We start from the raw sequence: 17,225 nt of genomic DNA on the forward strand, positions 1-17,225 counted from the left end.
TTCCGGCGCTCCCCGCGCCTTCCGCACGCGGCCCACCGGGCCGGCCACGGACCTGCACACATCTGCCGGGCCCGGCCGACCCGACGACCCACCGACAGAGCCGAGGACTTTCCGTGAGTGACACCCCATTCGGATTCGGCCTCCCGCCGGAGGAGCCGGAGGACGGCGACGACGGCCGGAAGAAGGGCGGCGAGGGCGGGAACCCCTTCGGCTTCGGCGGCATGCCGGGCGGTCCGGGCGACCCGAACAACCCTCTCGCCGCCATGTTCGGCTCGCTGGGCGGCCCCGGCGGGATGAACCCGAACGACCTCGGCGCGGCCTTCCAGCGGCTCGGCCAGATGCTCAGCTACGAGGGCGGTCCGGTCAACTGGGACATGGCCAAGGACATCGCCCGGCAGACCGTCGCCCAGGGCGCGGCCGACGGCTCCAAGGACGCGAGTGTCGGCCCCCAGGAGCGGGCGCAGGCCGAGGAGGCCCTGCGCCTGGCCGACCTGTGGCTCGACGGCGTCACCTCCCTGCCGTCCGGCGCCGGGACCACGGTGGCCTGGAGCCGCGCCGAGTGGGTGGAGGCCACCCTGCCGGTCTGGAAGGAGCTGGTCGACCCGGTGGCGGAGCGTGTGGGCGCCGCGATGGGGGACGTCCTGCCCGAGGAGATGCAGGCCATGGCCGGTCCGCTGCTCGGCATGATGCGGTCGATGGGCGGCGCGATGTTCGGCACCCAGATCGGTCAGGCCCTCGGCGTCCTCGCCGGTGAGGTCGTCGGCTCGACGGACGTGGGGCTGCCGCTCGGCCCGGCCGGCAAGGCCGCCCTCCTGCCGCGCAACATCGCGGCCTTCGGCGAGGGCCTCGGCGTCCCGCAGGAGGAGGTCCGGCTGTACCTGGCCCTGCGCGAGGCCGCCCACCAGCGGCTGTTCGCCCACGTGCCGTGGCTGCGCTCGCACCTGTTCGGAGCCGTGGAGGGCTACGCGCGGGGCATCGCCGTCGACACGGCCAAGCTGGAGGACGTCGTCGGACAGCTCGACCCGAGCCGTCCCGAGGAACTGCAGGAGAAGCTGCAGCAGGGCATGTTCCAGCCCGAGGACACCCCGGAGCAGAAGGCGGCGCTCGCCCGGCTGGAGACGGCGCTGGCCCTGGTGGAGGGCTGGGTGGACGCCGTCGTGCACGCCGCCGCGCAACCGCACCTGCCCGCGGCGGACGCCCTGCGGGAGACGCTGCGCCGGCGGCGGGCCACCGGTGGCCCGGCCGAGCAGACGTTCGCGACGCTGATCGGTCTGGAGCTGCGCCCCCGCAGGCTGCGGGACGCCTCCCGGCTGTGGGCCTCCCTGGCCGACGCCCGTGGGGCCGAGGGCCGGGACGCCCTGTGGGAGCACCCCGACATGCTGCCCACCGCGGCCGACCTGGACGACCCCGACGGCTTCGTCCACCACGAGCACCCGGACTTCTCCGAGCTGGACCGGATGCTGGGCGCGGCGGCGGAGGGCACGGCACCGGAGAAGCCGGAGAAGCGCGCCGACGGGCGCGGCGAGGACGACGGTCACGGCGAGGACGGCGACGGAAGCAAGGACGACGACGCCCGGTGAGCCTGCACGAGGACGCCGTGCGGACGCTGAAGGAGTGGTCCGCACCGGAGGAGTCGCAGGAGCGGCTGCGGCAGGCGTACCTGGACCACCTGGCGTCCCGGCCGGACGCCATGCGGCGCTCCTGCGCACCGGGCCATCTGACGGCGAGCGCGCTCGTCGTCGACGCCGCCGCCCGCCGTGCGCTGCTGACCCTGCACGGGAAGCTGCGCATGTGGCTGCAGACCGGCGGGCACTGCGAGCCGGAGGACGCCACGCTGGCCGGTGCCGCCCTGCGGGAGGCCACCGAGGAGTCCGGTGTGGCGGGGCTCGCGCTGCTGCCCGGTGGCCCGGCCCGGCTGGACCGGCACCACACGCCGTGTGCCTGGCACCTGGACGTGCAGTACGTGGCGGTCGCTCCGGCCGGGGCGGTGGAGGCGGCCAGCGCCGAGTCGCTGGAGCTGCGGTGGTTCGCGTTCGACGAGGTGGCCGAGGTGGCCGACGCCTCCGTCGTCCGGCTCGTGGAACGGGCCCGGCGGCTGCTCTGAGCGGAATCCGGACCGGGATCGTGGTGGCGCCCGCCGCCCTGCGGGGGCGGGCGCCGCTACGGCCCGGTCAGTTGGTGAAGACGTTGCCCCCGGTCGGACGGTCCATGCCGAACTGGCCCCGCACGCCACCGCCGAGCTGCGCGTTCTGCGGCGGCAGGAGTTCACTGGGCTGGACGAGGACGAACCCGTGGCCCATGAAGTTCAGCTCCCAGCCCTCGCCGGTGTTGCCCCGGCGGCGCCACACGCCGGAGGAGCTGGTCTGGGCCTGCATCTGCACCGTCAGGCCGGTCGACCAGGCGACGACGGCGTCGGAGTCGACGCTGACGTAGCGCTCCGGGGTCACCGGCATCAGCAACGGCTTCCCGGACGTCATGAGGGCCAGCTGTCCCTGACCGGTGATGAGCAGGTTGTACTTGCCCGTGCCCGAGATGCCGTACTGGCTGTCGACGCTGACGACCTCCCAGTGGAGACCCGAGTCGAGGGCGAGGACGTACCCGCTGTCCACGGTCAGGCCGTCGCGGGGCACCTCCAGCACGTGCACGTCCTGTGCCAGGTTGGCGAAGAAGACCGTGCCCTCGCCCGAGCAGCGCATCAGGTCCAGGTGGTCGACGCCCCGGCGCCGGCCCCGGGGCTGGTACTCGCCGTCGAACTGGACCTGCCCCTGGTAGGCGACCATGCTGCCCTTGCGGGCGAGCACGTCCCGCTGGCCGCTGACGGCCACGCGCAGCATCTTGTCGTTCTGGAGGGCGAACGGCGGCGCGTCCTGCACCTCGGTGTGGGCGAAAAGCGGACTCTGCATGGTGTTCCTCCCCCTCAGCCGCGCACACGCAGGCGGTCGGCGCTGTCCTCGCTGGGCTGGACGACGACGAAGCCCTGCCCGGAGAACCCGAGCTGGAACGCCTCCCCGCTGCCCCGCCCGATCAGGGCCGATGCCTTGAAACTGCGCTTGCCCTTCACCTTGAGCTTCGTCGACCAGGCGACCAGCGCGTCCGGGTCGACGTACGTCTCGTCCTCGCCCCGGCCGCAGTCCACGACGACCGGGGTGCCGCGGGAGGTCAGGGCCACCCAGCCGGTACCGGCGACGGTGACGTTGAACAGGCCCTGTCCGGCCAGCTTGGCCAGGCCCTTCACCCGCTCGACGCCGAACTGGAGGTGCGCGTCGAAGGCGAGGAGGTTGGTGCCGTTGACCGAGACGGAGTCGTCGGCGAGGTGCACGACGACCACGTCGGCTCCGTAGTCGGCGAGATAGAGCAGCCCGTCCCCGTGGCAGCGCATCAGCGGCGCGCCCTCGCCGGTGAGCCACTGAGCGGCCTGCTGCCGCACGGCCGGCGGGTTGGGCTCGTACTGCACGAAGCCCTCGTAGGAGATCATCGAGCCGGTGCGGGCGTACAGATCCTGCCCGGAGGCCATGGCGACCTTGAGCATGTGGCTGCCGTGGTTCTCCATGCGGGCGGCCGGCGGCGTCGGGGCGAAGCCCGCGAGCGGTTGCTGGGTCATGACGGGCTCCCTCAGACCTCGTAGGGCTGGACGACGATGAAGTTCCCGGGGGCGCCCCGGAACTGGAGGTTCACGCTTTCGCCGCTGTGCCCCGGATAGGCCGTGCGGCGCAGCCGGACCTGGGTGGAGACGATCACCTGCGCGGCGGACGACCAGGCGACGACCGCCTGCGCGTCGGCGTACGTCATCGGGGTGACGGGCAGGACGACGGGGGTGCCGTGGGTCTTGACCACGACGGTGCCGGTGCCCTGGAACTGCATCGTGAACAGCACACCGCCCGGAATGCCCTGCCCCTCGATGCGCCGCACCTCGTAGTGCAGCGTCTCGTCGAAGGCCAGCACGTTCTCCGCCGAGACGCAGATGCCGTCGCCCTGGAGCTCGATCGGGTGGAGGTGGCTGCTGTCGTCGGCGAAGAAGACCTGACCGCGACCGACGCAGCGCATGAGCTGCATCTCCTGGCCGGTGGCCTGCCCGACCACCCGCCCGACGAAACCGGCGCTCTTGTGGCTGAAGTCGACATCGCCCTGGTACAGCACCATGCTCCCCTGGCGGGCGAGCACCGGCTGCGGGTCGACGCCGAGGTCGGCGCGCACCAGCTGGCCGTTCTGCGGCGTCCAGCGCCGGCCGACGGGCACCTCGCGGTACTTCTCCAGGCTGACGCGCAGCCCGGCGCCGCCCTGCTGGGGAACGCCGTAGCCGCCGGGGACCGCCGGGCCGGGCGGCTGCTGGCCGAAGCCGGGGGGCGACGCCTGCGCGGGCACGCCGGGCGGCGAGAAGGAGCCCGGCGGCTGGGGCGGACCGGGCGGCTGGGGCGGACCGGGCGGCTGGGGCGGACCGGGGGGCTGCGCCGCCGGAGCCGGCATCGGGGCGGCGATCGTCGGAGCCGCGTGCTGCGGAACGGGCGCGGCGGGCGGCTGCTGGGCGGGCGCCGGAGCCGGGGGCCGCGCGGGAGCGGGCACGGGGGCCGGGGACGGCTGGCCGCCCGGCGGCGGGGCGAAGGCCGGCGCGGCACCGGCGGGCGGGGCGAAGCCGGGGGCCTCGGCCGCCGACGTCTCCGGGGCCTGCGCCTCCTCGGCGAGCTCGCCCCCGAAGTGCTGGAGCAGCGCGGCCAGCCCACCGTCGAAGCCCTGGCCGACGGCGGCGAAGCGCCAGACGTCCTTGACGTAGAAGTCACCGAGCATGACCGCGCGCTCGGTGCTGAACTCCGAGCCGTCGAACGCGTAGCGGGCCACTTCCTCGCCACCCGCGACGATGCGCAGGTAGCCCGGCGCGACCTGGGACATCTGGCCGTCGCCGTCGATGGTGGCGGTGAAGGAGAGGCGGCGCACGGCGTCCGGGACCTTGTCGAACGTCACCCGGAAGGACTCGGTGTCGCCGGCCTGCGCACCGAGTTGCTGGATGGCGCCCTCGGGGGACTTCGGCTGGTTGTAGAAGACGAAGTAACGGTCGTCCGACAGGCGTTCGTCGGCGTCGAGTCCGAAGCAGCTGATGTCGAACGCCAGGCCGGGCCCGGTGATCCGCACACCGATGTACAGATCCGTCCCCGCCGTCAGATCACTGAGTCTGGCCTTGTGGCCGCGCTGGAATTCCCTGGCCATGCGTAACGACCGTCCCCCATCCGTGCTGGAACCCTGGTGCGTCAGGCTAACCGGTCCGGCCGCGAGGTCAGCCGTCGCGTGCGCCGCGGGCATGCGGCAGCCGCCCGGCCGAGGCCACGCCCTCCAGGTAGCCGCGGGCCCGCTCGGTGCGCGGGTAGGCGTCGAGCAGCCGCCAGAACTCCGGCCCGTGGCCGGGTACGAGCAGGTGGGCCAGCTCGTGCAGCAGGACGTAGTCGAGCACGTACTCGGGCATGCCCTGCAGACGGTGGGAGAGCCGGATCGTCCCCTCGGCGGGCGTGCACGAGCCCCAGCGGGTGTTCTGGTTCGTGACCCAGCGGACGGAGACGGGACGGGCGCGACCGCCGAGGTACTGGTCGGACAGGCCGAGGGCCCGGCCGGCCAGCTCCCCGTCCGGAGGGGTGCGCCGGCTTTCCTGCGCGGCCAGCTTGTCGAGCATGACCGCGACCCAGCGCCGTTCGTCGGCGAGGGACATGCGGGCGGGGATGAGCACGACGGTGCGGCCGTCCTCCCGGTACGCCGAGACGGTACGGCGGCGTCGGTCGCTGCGGCGCACTTCGACCCGCCCTGGGTCCGGGGCTTCTGCGGAGCTCGGCGGCGGGACGCTGTCGAGAGGTTCGGCGGTCACGGTCCGACGGTACCGGCCCGGACGGCGGCTGCCGAGGCCATGTGACTCTCGCGCATGACTAGTACGACCATCACCCACGCCCTGTGGACAACTCCACGCAGCTCTCGGCGATCTGGTCCATGCTGAGGCCAGTTGTCAGAACTGGCCGCATTCGCGCGGTTTGACTGTTCACGGGCGCACGTCCGCCGGGGTCGGGCGTATCGCCATAACGGAGGGGGCGGGAGATGCATCCGAAGATCAAGTCCGCACTGCGCAGGAGCTGGCGGGACCGGCAGACGGTCCAGTACGGGGTCACGCCCGCCCACGCGGTCGTGCTCGGCCCGGTGGACACGGCCACCGGAAGCTTCCTCGACCTGCTGGACGGCACGCGGAGCATGGAACAGCTGAGACAGCTGGCCAGAAGCCTCGGCCTGGGGAACGGCGCGGCGGACGGGGTCGTGGAGCGGCTGGCCGGTGCCGGGCTGCTGGACGACGCCTCCGCCGGGCGGGGCGCGGCGGTGGCCGTGCCCGAGGCGCTGCGCCCGGACCTGGCCTCCCTCTCCGTCGTGCACCCGCGGGCGGGAACCGCGGTACGCCTCCTGGCGGCGCGCCGCTCGGCTCACGTCCAGGTTCGGGGCGGGGGCCGCGTCGGCGGCACGCTGGCGTCCCTTCTCGCGGCAGCCGGGGTGGGCCGGATCGACGTCGTGGACGGCGGCTGTGTGAGCGAGTGGGACACCGCGCCCGGTGGGTTGGGTCCCCGGCAGACGGGCGAGCGTCGCACAGCGGCGCTGCGCAAGGCGGTGGTCCGGTCCGCCCCCTGGTCGCGTCGTCCGCGTGACGCCGCCCCCGGCCGTCCGGACGGCGGTCTGGACCTGGTGATCATCGCCCCACGCGACGGGCTGGCGGCGTACGCCCCGGAGGCCGACGCGGCCCGGGAGCTGATCGCCGCGGGTCGGCCGCACCTGTACACCGGCGTGGTGGAGGCCACCGGGTTCGTGGGCCCGCTCGTTCTCCCCGGCCAGTCGGCGTGCGCGGACTGCATACTGCGGGGGCGGGCCGCGCGGGAGCCCGCCTGGCCCCTCATGCTGGGCCAGTGGCGGCAGGCCCGGCGTACCGGTCCCGTGGCCTGCGACATGGCGCTGGCGACGGTGACGGCCGGGGCCGCCGCGTCCTTCGCGCTGAGCCTCCTCGACGGGGACGGCGCCGCCCGCCCCGGCACACGCCTCTCCTTCACCCTGCCCGGGCTGCGGCACGAGGAGGAGGCTGTGCGACCGTATGAGGAGTGCCCCTGCGGGGCTGCGGCACAGGAGAGGGACGAGTCCTGCGCCACAGCCTCGACGTGGGACGCAGCAGAGGTGACCATGGCGTCCGGGCCGGGTGGCGCCTGAGCCGCCGGAGCCGATCCGCGAGTTGGAGGGGTGCATGTCAGATCTTCCCCGCAAGGCAGTGACCCGGACCGCCAAGCTGGCGGCGCTGCCGCTCGGGTTCGCGAGCCGGACGGCGCTCGGCCTCGGCAAGCGCCTCGGGGGCCGACCCGCCGAGGCCATCGCCGCCGAACTGCAGCAGCGCACCGCCGAGCAGCTGTTCTCCACGCTGGGCTCCCTCAAGGGCGGAGCCATGAAGTTCGGGCAGGCGATGTCGGTGTTCGAGTCGGTGCTGCCCGAGGACGTGGCCGGCCCCTACCGCGCCGCGCTCACCAAGCTCCAGGAAGCGGCACCGCCGATGCCCGCCGCCACGGTGCACAAAGTCCTCGCCCAGCGGCTGGGTGAGGAGTGGCGGGACCTGTTCATCGAGTTCAGCGACAAGCCGGCCGCGGCCGCCTCGATCGGCCAGGTGCACCGGGCCGTATGGCACGACGGCCGCGAGGTGGCGGTCAAGGTCCAGTATCCGGGCGCCGGGGAGGCGCTCCTCTCGGACCTCGCCCAGCTGGGCCGGTTCGCCCGGGTGCTGGGGCCCCTCGTTCCGGGCATGGAGGTCAAGCCGCTCATAGCCGAGATGCGGGAGCGGGTGGCCGAAGAACTGGACTACGCGTTGGAGGCGGAGGCCCAGCGGGCGTACGCGGCGGAGTTCGCCGGGGATCCCGACGTGTGCGTGCCCGACGTGGTGCGCCAGTGCGAGCAGGTGCTGGTCACCGAGTGGATGGACGGGACACCGCTGGCCGCGGTCATCCGTGAGGGCACGCAGGACGACCGCGACCACGTGGGGCAGCTCCTGGCACGGTTCCTGTTCTGCGGCACCGCGCGCACGGGTCTCCTGCACGCGGATCCGCACCCCGGAAACTTCCGGCTGCTCGACGACGGCCGGCTCGGGGTCATGGATTTCGGCACCGTCAACCGCCTCCCCGAGGGGCTGCCCGAGCCGATCGGGGTCGCGCTGCGGATGACGCTGGAAGGCCACGTCGACGCGGTGTACGCGGTGCTGCGCGAAGAAGGCTTCGTCAAGCCCGACGTCGAGCTCGACCCGGAGGCGGTGTACGACTACCTTCAGCCGCTGATCGAACCCGCCGTCGTCGACAGCTTCCCGTTCTCCCGGGAGTGGCTGCGCAAGCAGACGACCACCCTCGCCGACCGTCGCTCCCCCGCCTACCAGTTGGGCAAGCAGCTCAACCTGCCGCCCTCGTACCTGCTGATCCATCGCGTCTGGCTGAGCACGATCGGGGTGCTGTGCCAGCTCGGAGCGCACGTGCGGCTGCGGGACGAGTTGGAGGACTGGCTCCCGGGCTTCGCCGCGGACGAGGTCGAGGAAGCCGAGGTCGAGGAGGTCGAGGAAGCCGAGGTCGAGCCGTCCGAGGTGAAGGGGAGCGGGCCGGAGGGGCCGACCGCCGTGGCGGGCACGGTCGCCTGAGGCGTGACGCGCGGGGGCCGGAGCGCCGACGCGCCCCGGCCCCGGTTCCGGTGCGGTCCGCACCGGTTCTGCCGTGCTGCTGTCCTGGGTCAGGTCGTGTGGTGGTCACCGTTGTGCCGGTGCCGGATCACGGTCGCCTCCCTGGTGCTCAGTACATGACGGTCCTCGCGATGGCCCTGCGGGCACGCATCGAGGCACGTTCGGCCTTCCGCTGCATGCGCCGGGCGAGCACCAGCTGATACGCCAGTTGCTCGGCCTTGGCCTCGCTGCGGTACTGCTGTATTCGGGCCCTGCTCAAGGTTTCGGGCAGGAGTTGCATCTGACGGGTCCTGTTCTGTGGGGCGCCGGGCCGCTCGGCCCGGCCGCGCTCGTAGGCGGGGAAGATCGTGTCGTTCATCGGGTCCTGCTCCGCGGGTCCGTGGGCGGACGGACTGTCGATCGTGCCGGGGGCGTTCATGCCGCGACCGGGTTCTTGCGAGGGCGGCCACGCGGCCGCTTGCGGGGCACCACGACGCCCTGGACGAAGAGCTCGCCGCCCCAGACGCCCCAGGGCTCGCGCCGGTCCTTCGCCCCGGCGAGGCAGGCCTCGCGCAGCGGGCACGTCTGGCAGAGGGACTTGGCGTACTCGACGTCGGCGGGGGCCTCGGCGAAGAAGACCTCGGGGTCGTAGCTCCGGCAGGGAACGGCCACGCCGAGCCGGTCGATGGCGTCGTCCAGCTCGGTGAGCGTGGGGAAGGCGGTCAAGGGGTCCTCCGTGGGATCAGGCGGGTTCAGGTCGGTCTGCGGTGACGGGGTGTGCGTCTGCACTGGTGACTTCCTCGTCTGTCGTTGTCGGTCCGGCTGGTGACCGGGCTGCTTGGGCAAACAGAAGGGCCGCGGTACCCGATGTGGGTTCCGCGGCCCTGGAAGGTGCCGACCTGATCGCCGATCAGGCTGGATCTCTCCAGGGTTCAGGCCCACGGAAGGCCCACATCGTGTGGTGCTTGCTGTACTGCTGCTTCTGGCATGCGCCGGCATCCACGGCCGCTGCGGTAAAGGCGCAGGCCTTGGCCTGTGCCACCGCCACCACTGCGGACGCCCCGGCCGGTCGCTCGGCGCGCGTCCGGACACCGGACAGACCGGTGGCCGGGACTCCGGCGCCGAGGGAGCGGGTGGCAACGACCGAGTGAGCGGTCGTGAGGGCACGGGTGCTGCCGGGGGTGATGTCGATGATTCCGTTCACTGGTCTCGCCTCCTCTCGGCGTCTCGGCCGGAAACCGGCCGGAGCCGGTCCCGAACATGTTCAGGGATAAGTACAGCATGGAGCGGCCGGAGCCGGAAAGCTTCCCGCCTCTCCACGTTCCGAAGGCTATGGGGCGCGTGGCGGCGCGCGCAAACTATTTTTCCGGCGGGTTTCCGCCGGTCGGAGCGGGGACGTCGGAGCCACGGAGGGAAGCGGTTATTCCGCTTGTCCGGCAGGGCGTGCGGGGTCCCACTCCTCGCCCGCGCACAGCGCCAGCACCTCCGCCCCGAAGGACCGTGCCTTGCGGGCGGTCACCCCGGCAATGGAGCGCAGCTCCCCCTCGTCGTCCGGGACCCGCTCCGCGATGGCCATGAGGGTCTTGTCGGTGAAGACGCAGAAGTCGGGCTGGCCGATCCGCCCGGCCTGGGCGGAGCGCCACTCGCGCAGCCGCTCGTACAGCTCCTCGTCGAGGTCGGAGGGGCAGCCCTCGCACCGCATGAGCTTGACCTCCCCGGCGTCGGTCAGCGTGCGGCCGCACACCCGGCACCGCACCAGGGAGCGCCGCCGGGCGGGCCGCGCCCGCTCGCCGCCCCGCTCGGCGCCGGCGCCGGGGTCGCCCGCCACCGACCCGGTGCCGCCCGAGGCGGGCGACCCCGGCGCCCCGGAACCGGACCCCGAGCCGGAGCCGGGCCGCAGGCCGTCGAGGAACCGGCTGGGACGCCGACCGGGACGGCCGCCCGGCGTACGGGACAGCGACCACGACAGCCGCAGGTGCTGCCGGGCGCGCGTCACGCCGACGTACAGCAGGCGCCGCTCCTCCTCGATCTGTTCGGGGGTGCGGGCGTAGCTGATCGGCAGGACGCCGTCGCACAGCCCCACCAGGAAGACGGCGTCCCACTCCAGGCCCTTCGCCGCGTGGAGCGAGGCGAGCGTGACCCCCTCGACCGTCGGGGCGTGCTGGGCTCCGGCCCGCTGGGCCAGTTCGGCCACGAAGTCGGCCACGGTGGCCTCGGGCCGGGCCCGTTCGACGTCCTCGGCCAGGCGGACGAGGGCCGCCAGCGACTCCCAGCGGTCGCGCACCGCTCCTGAACCGGCCGGGGGCTGCGGCGGCCAGCCCCTCCCCCGGAGCACCGCGCGCACCCGTGCGGCCAACCCGCGCACCCCCGCGAGCAGCGGATCGTTGTCGCCCGCACGTGCCGCACCGCGCAGGGCGATACCGGCCTCCCGGATCTCGGGCCGCTCGAAGAAGCGCTCGGCCCCCCGCAGCTGACACGGGACGCCGGCGTCGGCGAGGGCCTGCTCGTACACCTCGGACTGGGCGTTGATCCGGTACAGGACGGCGATCCCGCTCGGGGGTACGCCCGTGTCGATGAGCTGCCTCACCCGCCGGGCGGTGTCCTCCGCCTCGGCCGGCTCGTCCGCGAACTCGGTGTAGCCGGGCTCCGGCCCGGGGTCGCGCTGGGAGCGCAGTGCGAGGCGGTGCCGGGCGGCGCGGCCGGAGGCCTGGGACAACAGGCCGTTCGCCAGGTGCACGACCTGCGGGGTGGAGCGGTAGTCACGCACGAGGCGCACGACGGTGGCCGCCGGGTGCCGGGCCCGGAAGTCCAGCAGGTGGTCCGGGGTCGCCCCGGTGAAGGAGTAGATCGTCTGCGAGGCGTCCCCGACGACGCACAGGGAGTCCCGCTCCCCGAGCCACAGCTCCAGGAGCCGCTGCTGGAGGGGGCTGACGTCCTGGTACTCGTCCACCACGAAGTGCTGGTACTGGCTGCGGACCTGCTCCGCGATGTCCTGCCGGTCCTGGAGGATGCCGACGGTCAGCAGCAGGACGTCCTCGAAATCGATGAGGCCCCGCTCGCGCTTGAGCTCCTCGTACGCGGTGAAGACCCGGGCCGTCTCCCCGGCGTCCCGGGGGACGAGCCGCCCGGCGCGGGCGGCGGCGCCCGGGTAGTCCTCCGGGACGGTCCGGGTGACCTTCGCCCACTCGATCTCGCCCGTCACGTCCCGCAGCTCCGTGCGGTCCAGGCGCAGGCGGCTGCGGGTGGCCGCCTCACCGACGAGCGCCGCCTTGCGGTCCAGCAGCTGGGGCAGCTCGCCCCCGACGGCGCGGGGCCAGAAGTACTGGAGCTGGCGCAGGGCGGCGGAGTGGAAGGTGCGGGCCTGGACCCCTTCGGCCCCGAGCTGGCGGAGCCGGCCCCGCATCTCTCCGGCCGCCCGGTTGGTGAACGTCACCGCGAGGACGCCGGCGGGGGGCAGCACACCGGTGCGGACGCCGTAGGCGATGCGGTGCGTGATGGCCCGCGTCTTCCCCGTCCCGGCGCCGGCCAGGACGCACACGGGCCCGTGCAGGGCCGTGGCGACCGCGCGCTGCTCCGGGTCGAGCCCGTCGAGCACCGCGTCGGCCGTCTCCGGTACCCGGGGGAAGGCGGAGGCGCGCGTCGCTGCTGTCACCCCGCCATGCTGCCAGGTCCGCCCGGCGGCCCGCTCCGGCCGTCCACAGCCGGGGCCGGTTCGTCATACCGCCCCCGGCTGTGGACGGCCGAAGCCCGGGCCACGTCGAACGGCGGGGCGCCGCCTCAGACGCCGACCTTCTCCTTGATCTGCGCCAGGGAGGGGTTGGTCAGCGTGGAGCCGTCGGCGAAGAGCAGGGTCGGCACCGTCTGGTTGCCGCCGTTGGCCTTCTCGACGAACGCGGCGGACTCCGGGTCGAGCTCGATGTTGACCTCGGTGTAGGGGATGCCCTCGCGGTCCATCTGGCCCTTCAGTCGGCGGCAGTAGCCGCACCAGGTGGTGCTGTACATCGTCACGGATCCCTGCATGGGGCTGGTGCTCCTTCGCGTCGTGTGGGCTGGCACAGGGGGGAACGCGGCACGGGCCGCGAGGATTCCCGGCCGCCCGGCCCCGGGTCCGCGTGCGGGCGGCGGTGCGGTCAGCCGCGCGGCGGAACGGGCAGCGGGCCACCGTACCAGCGCTCGACCAGCCGGGCGGCGATGGAGATGCCGGTGATCGGCAACACCTCGCCCGCCCGGATCGCCGCGCCCAGCTCCTCGCGGGAGAACCAGCGGGCCTCCTCGATCTCGTCCCCGTCAACGGTGATGTCGGGGGACACGGCACGGGCCATGAAGCCGAGCATGAGGGTGGTGGGGAACGGCCACGGCTGACTGCCGACGTACTCGACGCTGCCGACGGTGACGCCCGCCTCCTCGGCCGTCTCCCTGATCACCGCGTTCTCCAGGGACTCGCCCGGCTCGACGAACCCGGCGAGGGTCGAGAAGCGCCCTTCGGGCCAGTGCACCTGGCGGCCGAGCAGGGCACGGTCGCGGTCGTCGGTGACGAGCATGATCACCGCCGGGTCCGTACGCGGGTAGTGCTCGGCGCCGCAGGCCGGGCAGCGGCGGATGTGGCCGGCGGCCGCGATGACGGTGCGCTCGCCGCAGCGGGAGCAGAAGCGGTGGAGGCGCTGCCAGTTCTCCAGTGCGACGGCGTGGACGAGCAGCGCGGTGTCCCGCTCCGCGAGGAGGGCGCCCGCCTCCCGCAGCCCGGCGGGGCGGGCGAGGTCGTCCATGCGGCCGGGGAGCGCGTCCTTCTGGAGGGCGAAGTAGCGCACGCCGTCGGTGTCCGTGCCCAGGAAGTAGCGGTGGGACTCGGTGATCGGCGCGTCGAAGGACGCCATCGTGACCAGCTCGGTGCCGCCGTCGTCGGTGTCGACGACGAGGGCCTGTCCGCCGGAGACGACGAAACAGCGGGTGGTCGGATGGCTCCATGCGGCGGCCAGCCACGCCTCGTCCAGCCGGTACCCGGCGCTGCGGTCGATGCCGCCGCTGGAGGCGAACGAGATCGGGCGCGCGGGGTGCTGCTCGGTGCTGGTCGTCACGGCGGTTCGCTGCTCCTCGTCGACGTGCTCGGGCGGGCGGGGCTGCCCGCCGAGCCTATCGGTGCCGTTCGGGTGGGTGTGTCGCGGTTCCACCGCCCGGACCGGTGGACGGGTGCGCTGGGTGAACACGCGCTGACGTGTGGTCGGCGGGCTGTTCGCCGTGCAGGAGCAGCCGCTCCAGCTCCGCCCGGCCGGGGAGTGCGTCGGGCCGGACGATCCGTCCGCTGCGGACGTGCAGGAACGCGGCTCGCACGGCTTCGGGCTCCAGCCCGTGCTCCTCGGCCCAGGCGAGCCGGTAGAGGGCGAGCTGGAGCGGGTCCGCGTGCCGGCCGCGGCCGGTCTTCCAGTCGACGATCTCGAACCCGGCCGCGTCCCGGTAGACGGCGTCGATGCGGCCGCGCACGATCCGGCCCGCCAGTTCCAGCTGGAAGGGGGCCTCGACGCGGTACGGGGTGCGCTCGGCATAGGGGGTGCGGGCGAAGGCGTCCTTGAGCGCGTCCAGGTCCCGCTCGTCGGCGAGCTCGGCCGCCGCCGGGTACACCTCGTCGTCCTCGGCGCCCGGCAGTTCGTCGGGGCCGAGCATCGGCAGGGCCAGTTCCTCGTACCGGGACTCGACCCAGGCGTGGAAGCGGGTGCCCCGGCGGGCGGCGGCGGGGCGGGGCGGGCGCGGCATCGGGCGCACCAGGTCGCGTGCGTACTGCTCCGGGTCGGCGGCGAGCCGCAGCAGGTCGGAGGCGGTCAGGACGGCGGGCAGCGGTACCTCGCGGCGGGTGCGGCGGGTGCGGCGCAGCTCGCCGGCCAGGGCGGTCAGGTCGCGGTCCCAGGAGGCGGCCAGCCGGGCCTCCTCGGGGGTGAGGCCGGGGTCGGCCTCCGGTGCGCTCGCCTCGCCCGGACCGGTCGCCTCCTCCGGGGCGGACGCCTGGGCGGGGATCACCGGCTCCGGCGCACCCAGGGCGGCGAGGTGGGCCTGCACGGCGTCGGCGGCCTCCCGGCGCCGCTTGAGGGCGGCCGGCTCCAGCGGCAGCGGCCAGGCGCGTTCCTGCCGGGGCCCGGCCAGGGCCGGGTTCTCCGTGCCCTCCGCCGGTTCGTCGGCCCAGACCTCCACCTCGCCGTGGGCGGGGTCGGCCTCGACGTGGGCCCGTACGGCGGTGAGGAACGGCGAGGGGCCGCGGGGCTTCTTCTGGCTGGGGCCCCACCAGTGCCCGGAGGCGAGGAGGAGGGTGCGCGGCCGGGTGAAGGTAACGTAGCCGAGCCGGAGCTCCTCGGTGGCCTGGTGCTCCTTGACGGCCGTGTCGTAGGCGCTGCGGTCCTTGGCCGTCCATCCGGCCAGCTCGGGGAGGGTGGCCGCGTCGCCGCGCAGGGGGTGCGGCAGCACCCGGGGCTGGGTGAGCCAGGAGTCCTGGCCGCGCTCGCTGGGGAACTGCCCGGCGACGAGTCCGGGGACGGCGACGACGTCCCACTCCAGGCCCTTCGACTTGTGCGCGGTGAGCACCTTGACCGTGTTCTCTCCTCCGGGGAGCGAGCTGTCCAGGCCCTTCTCGTACCGGACGGCGGTGCGCAGGAAGCCGAGGAAGGCGAGGAGGCTCGCCTCCCCGTCGAGCGAGGCGAAGCCCGCCGCGAGGTCGAGGAAGGTGCCCAGCGTCTCGCGGCGGCGGGCGGCGAGCGCCTCCGGGGAGGCGGCCAGCTCCACCTCGAGCCCGGTGACGGCGAGGACCCGGTGCAGGACGTCCATCAGCGGGTCGGCCAGCGCGCGGCGCAGCTCCCGGATCTCGGTGGCGAGCCGGGCGAAGCGGACCCGGGCGGCGGCGGAGAAGGGCAGGTCGTCCTCGTGCCCGCCCGGGTCCAGGAAGGTGTCGAGGGCGTCGGCCAGGGAGACGATCTCGGCCGGGTCGGTGCCCTCGACGGCGGCGGCGAGCCGGGCGTCGGCGTCGGCCTGGTCGCGGGGCGGGGGCCCCGCCAGGAGCCGGGCGCGACGGCCCAGCAGGGCGAGGTCGCGCGGACCGACGCGCCAGCGCGGGCCGGTGAGCAGCCGGACGAGGGCGGCGTTGGCCGTCGGGTCCTGGAGGACCTCGCAGGTGGCGACGAGGTCGGCGATCTCGGGCAGGTGCAGCAGCCCGGACAGCCCGACGACCTCGACGGGGAGGTCGCGGGCGACGAGGGCCGCGTGGATCTCGGCGAAGTCCGCAGCTCCTCGGCACAGCACCGCGATCTCGCCCGGCGGGGTGCCGCTGCGCACCTCGTGGGCGAGGGAGTCGGCCAGCCAGTCCAGCTCCCGGGCGTGCGTGTCCAGCAGGGCGCAGCGCACCCGCCCGGCCTGTTCGTCCCCGGGGGCCGGGCGCAGCGCCTCGACCCCGGCGTGCCGGGCGCGCAGCGGGGCGGCGAGGTCGTTGGCGAGGGCGAGCAGACGGCCGCCGCTGCGCCGGTTCTCGCTGAGGGCGTAGCGGGCGGCGGGGGCGTCGTCCGGCCCGGCGAAGTGGCGGGGGAAGTCGTCGAGGTTGGCCACGGACGCGCCGCGCCAGCCGTAGATGGCCTGGCACGGGTCGCCGACGGCGGTCACGGGGTGGCCGGTGCCGTTTCCGAAGAGGCCGGCGAGCAGGACGCGCTGGGCGACGGAGGTGTCCTGGTACTCGTCGAGCAGGACGACGGCGTACTGCTCACGCAGGAGCCGCCCGACCTCCGGGACGTCGCGGGCCAGCCGGGCGGCGAGCGCGATCTGGTCGCCGAAGTCGACGAGGTCCCGCTCCCGTTTGCGCGCCCGGTACTCCTCGACGAGGCCGAGCAGTTGGCGCCGTCCGTGGGCGGTTTCCGGCACCTTGCGCAGGGCGGCGTTGGTGAGCCGTACCGCATCGCTCTCCAGGTGCGCGGTGAGCTCGGTGTCGTAGGTGCGCAGGCGCTCCGGTTCGACGAGGTGCTCGGAGAGTTCGGAGTCGAGGGCGAGGAGGTCCTCGACGAGGGCGCTGAGGCTCTTGGTGAGCGCGTCGAACGGGCCGGGCGCGGAGCGCAGGACGGAGGCCGCGAGCTGGAAGCGGGTGGCGTCGGCCAGCAGGCGGACGGTGGGTTCGATGCCCAGGCGCAGCCCGTGTTCGGTCAGCAGGCGCCCGGCGAAGGCGTGGTAGGTCGAGATGTCCGGCTCGCCCGGTTCGTCGTCCGGGGTGGCCGGGTCGGTGTCGAGGACGCCGGCCGAGACGAGTGCCCGGCGCACCCGGTCGGCCAGCTCGCCGGCCGCCTTGTTGGTGAACGTCAGCCCCAGCACGCGGTCGGGCGCGACCTGGCCGGTGCCCACGAGCCATACGACGCGGGCGGCCATCACCGTCGTCTTCCCGGACCCGGCGCCCGCGACGACGACCTGGGGCGCCGGTGGGGCCGTGATGCAGGCCAGCTGCTCCCCGGTGAAGGGGATGCCGAGCAGCTCCCTGAGCTGTCCGGGGTCGCTGAGCCGTGCCGTCATCCCCCCGACGCTAGCG

The 17,225-nt window shown here is 74.2% G+C and carries 15 protein-coding genes; 4 read left to right on the forward strand and 11 right to left on the reverse strand.

Annotated features, from left to right (window positions below):
• Positions 1–113 precede the first annotated feature (113 nt).
• Both V6D49_RS07415 and V6D49_RS07420 read left to right on the forward strand, forming a co-directional pair.
• Positions 114–1,580, forward strand: a complete 1,467-nt coding sequence (locus V6D49_RS07415; protein ID WP_340558175.1) for a zinc-dependent metalloprotease — start codon at positions 114–116, stop codon at positions 1,578–1,580.
• On the forward strand, positions 1,577–2,104 hold the full coding sequence (locus V6D49_RS07420; protein WP_340558176.1) for an NUDIX hydrolase: 528 nt from the start codon (positions 1,577–1,579) through the stop codon (positions 2,102–2,104). The genes V6D49_RS07415 and V6D49_RS07420 overlap by 4 nt, the downstream gene beginning before the upstream one ends.
• 67 nt (positions 2,105–2,171) lie before the next feature.
• Here the strand turns inward: V6D49_RS07420 and V6D49_RS07425 are convergent, their stop codons facing one another.
• The 4 genes from V6D49_RS07425 to V6D49_RS07440 form a co-directional block, all read right to left on the reverse strand.
• A complete protein-coding gene (locus tag V6D49_RS07425) occupies positions 2,172–2,903 on the reverse strand; it encodes an AIM24 family protein (RefSeq protein ID WP_340558177.1) in 732 nt (243 codons plus the stop codon).
• Positions 2,904–2,917: 14 nt separating this feature from the next.
• Positions 2,918–3,601 (reverse strand): AIM24 family protein, encoded by a 684-nt coding sequence (locus V6D49_RS07430; RefSeq protein WP_340558179.1) that lies wholly within the window; start codon positions 3,599–3,601, stop codon positions 2,918–2,920.
• 11 nt (positions 3,602–3,612) lie between these two features.
• Positions 3,613–5,199 (reverse strand): TerD family protein, encoded by a 1,587-nt coding sequence (locus tag V6D49_RS07435; protein ID WP_340558181.1) that lies wholly within the window; start codon positions 5,197–5,199, stop codon positions 3,613–3,615.
• Positions 5,200–5,266: 67 nt separating this feature from the next.
• Entirely contained in the window at positions 5,267–5,845 is a 579-nt protein-coding gene (locus V6D49_RS07440) for a M48 metallopeptidase family protein (RefSeq protein WP_445330480.1), read from the reverse strand.
• Between the two features lie 224 nt (positions 5,846–6,069).
• Between V6D49_RS07440 and V6D49_RS07445 the strand changes: the two genes are divergently transcribed.
• Both V6D49_RS07445 and V6D49_RS07450 read left to right on the forward strand, forming a co-directional pair.
• Positions 6,070–7,212 (forward strand): ThiF family adenylyltransferase, encoded by a 1,143-nt coding sequence (locus V6D49_RS07445; RefSeq protein ID WP_340558183.1) that lies wholly within the window; start codon positions 6,070–6,072, stop codon positions 7,210–7,212.
• Between the two features lie 34 nt (positions 7,213–7,246).
• The gene (locus V6D49_RS07450) at positions 7,247–8,668 is read left to right on the forward strand and encodes an ABC1 kinase family protein (RefSeq protein WP_340558185.1); all 1,422 of its coding nucleotides are present in this window, start codon (positions 7,247–7,249) and stop codon (positions 8,666–8,668) included.
• Between the two features lie 148 nt (positions 8,669–8,816).
• Here the strand turns inward: V6D49_RS07450 and V6D49_RS07455 are convergent, their stop codons facing one another.
• From V6D49_RS07455 to V6D49_RS07485, 7 genes are all read right to left on the reverse strand, one after another.
• The gene (locus tag V6D49_RS07455; protein ID WP_340558187.1) at positions 8,817–9,065 is read right to left on the reverse strand and encodes a hypothetical protein; all 249 of its coding nucleotides are present in this window, start codon (positions 9,063–9,065) and stop codon (positions 8,817–8,819) included.
• 56 nt (positions 9,066–9,121) lie between these two features.
• Entirely contained in the window at positions 9,122–9,475 is a 354-nt protein-coding gene (locus tag V6D49_RS07460) for a WhiB family transcriptional regulator (RefSeq protein WP_340558189.1), read from the reverse strand.
• A 121-nt stretch (positions 9,476–9,596) separates the two neighbouring features.
• The gene (locus V6D49_RS07465) at positions 9,597–9,890 is read right to left on the reverse strand and encodes a hypothetical protein (protein WP_340558190.1); all 294 of its coding nucleotides are present in this window, start codon (positions 9,888–9,890) and stop codon (positions 9,597–9,599) included.
• Between the two features lie 216 nt (positions 9,891–10,106).
• Positions 10,107–12,338: an ATP-dependent DNA helicase UvrD2 gene (locus V6D49_RS07470; RefSeq protein WP_340558192.1), complete on the reverse strand. Its 2,232-nt coding sequence runs from the start codon at positions 12,336–12,338 to the stop codon at positions 10,107–10,109.
• Positions 12,339–12,463: 125 nt separating this feature from the next.
• The gene (locus tag V6D49_RS07475; protein ID WP_340558193.1) at positions 12,464–12,706 is read right to left on the reverse strand and encodes a mycoredoxin; all 243 of its coding nucleotides are present in this window, start codon (positions 12,704–12,706) and stop codon (positions 12,464–12,466) included.
• 110 nt (positions 12,707–12,816) lie between these two features.
• Positions 12,817–13,761 (reverse strand): NAD(+) diphosphatase, encoded by a 945-nt coding sequence (nudC, locus tag V6D49_RS07480; protein WP_340558194.1) that lies wholly within the window; start codon positions 13,759–13,761, stop codon positions 12,817–12,819.
• Positions 13,762–13,816: 55 nt separating this feature from the next.
• Positions 13,817–17,209, reverse strand: coding sequence for an ATP-dependent DNA helicase (locus V6D49_RS07485; protein ID WP_340558195.1), 3,393 nt, complete (start codon positions 17,207–17,209; stop codon positions 13,817–13,819).
• Positions 17,210–17,225: the final 16 nt, after the last annotated feature.

Origin of the sequence: Streptomyces sp. GSL17-111, from assembly GCF_037911585.1 — a bacterium.
Classification (GTDB): Bacteria; Actinomycetota; Actinomycetes; order Streptomycetales; family Streptomycetaceae; genus Streptomyces.

Coding starts and splice junctions, on each gene's coding strand:
- V6D49_RS07425 (WP_340558177.1), bottom strand. CDS start 2,903: ATGCAGAGTCCGCTTTTCGCCCACACCGAGGTGCAGGACGCGCCGCCG.
- V6D49_RS07455 (WP_340558187.1), bottom strand. CDS start 9,065: ATGAACGACACGATCTTCCCCGCCTACGAGCGCGGCCGGGCCGAGCGG.
- V6D49_RS07445 (WP_340558183.1), top strand. CDS start 6,070: ATGCATCCGAAGATCAAGTCCGCACTGCGCAGGAGCTGGCGGGACCGG.
- V6D49_RS07475 (WP_340558193.1), bottom strand. CDS start 12,706: ATGCAGGGATCCGTGACGATGTACAGCACCACCTGGTGCGGCTACTGC.
- V6D49_RS07450 (WP_340558185.1), top strand. CDS start 7,247: ATGTCAGATCTTCCCCGCAAGGCAGTGACCCGGACCGCCAAGCTGGCG.
- V6D49_RS07435 (WP_340558181.1), bottom strand. CDS start 5,199: ATGGCCAGGGAATTCCAGCGCGGCCACAAGGCCAGACTCAGTGATCTG.
- V6D49_RS07485 (WP_340558195.1), bottom strand. CDS start 17,209: ATGACGGCACGGCTCAGCGACCCCGGACAGCTCAGGGAGCTGCTCGGC.
- V6D49_RS07430 (WP_340558179.1), bottom strand. CDS start 3,601: ATGACCCAGCAACCGCTCGCGGGCTTCGCCCCGACGCCGCCGGCCGCC.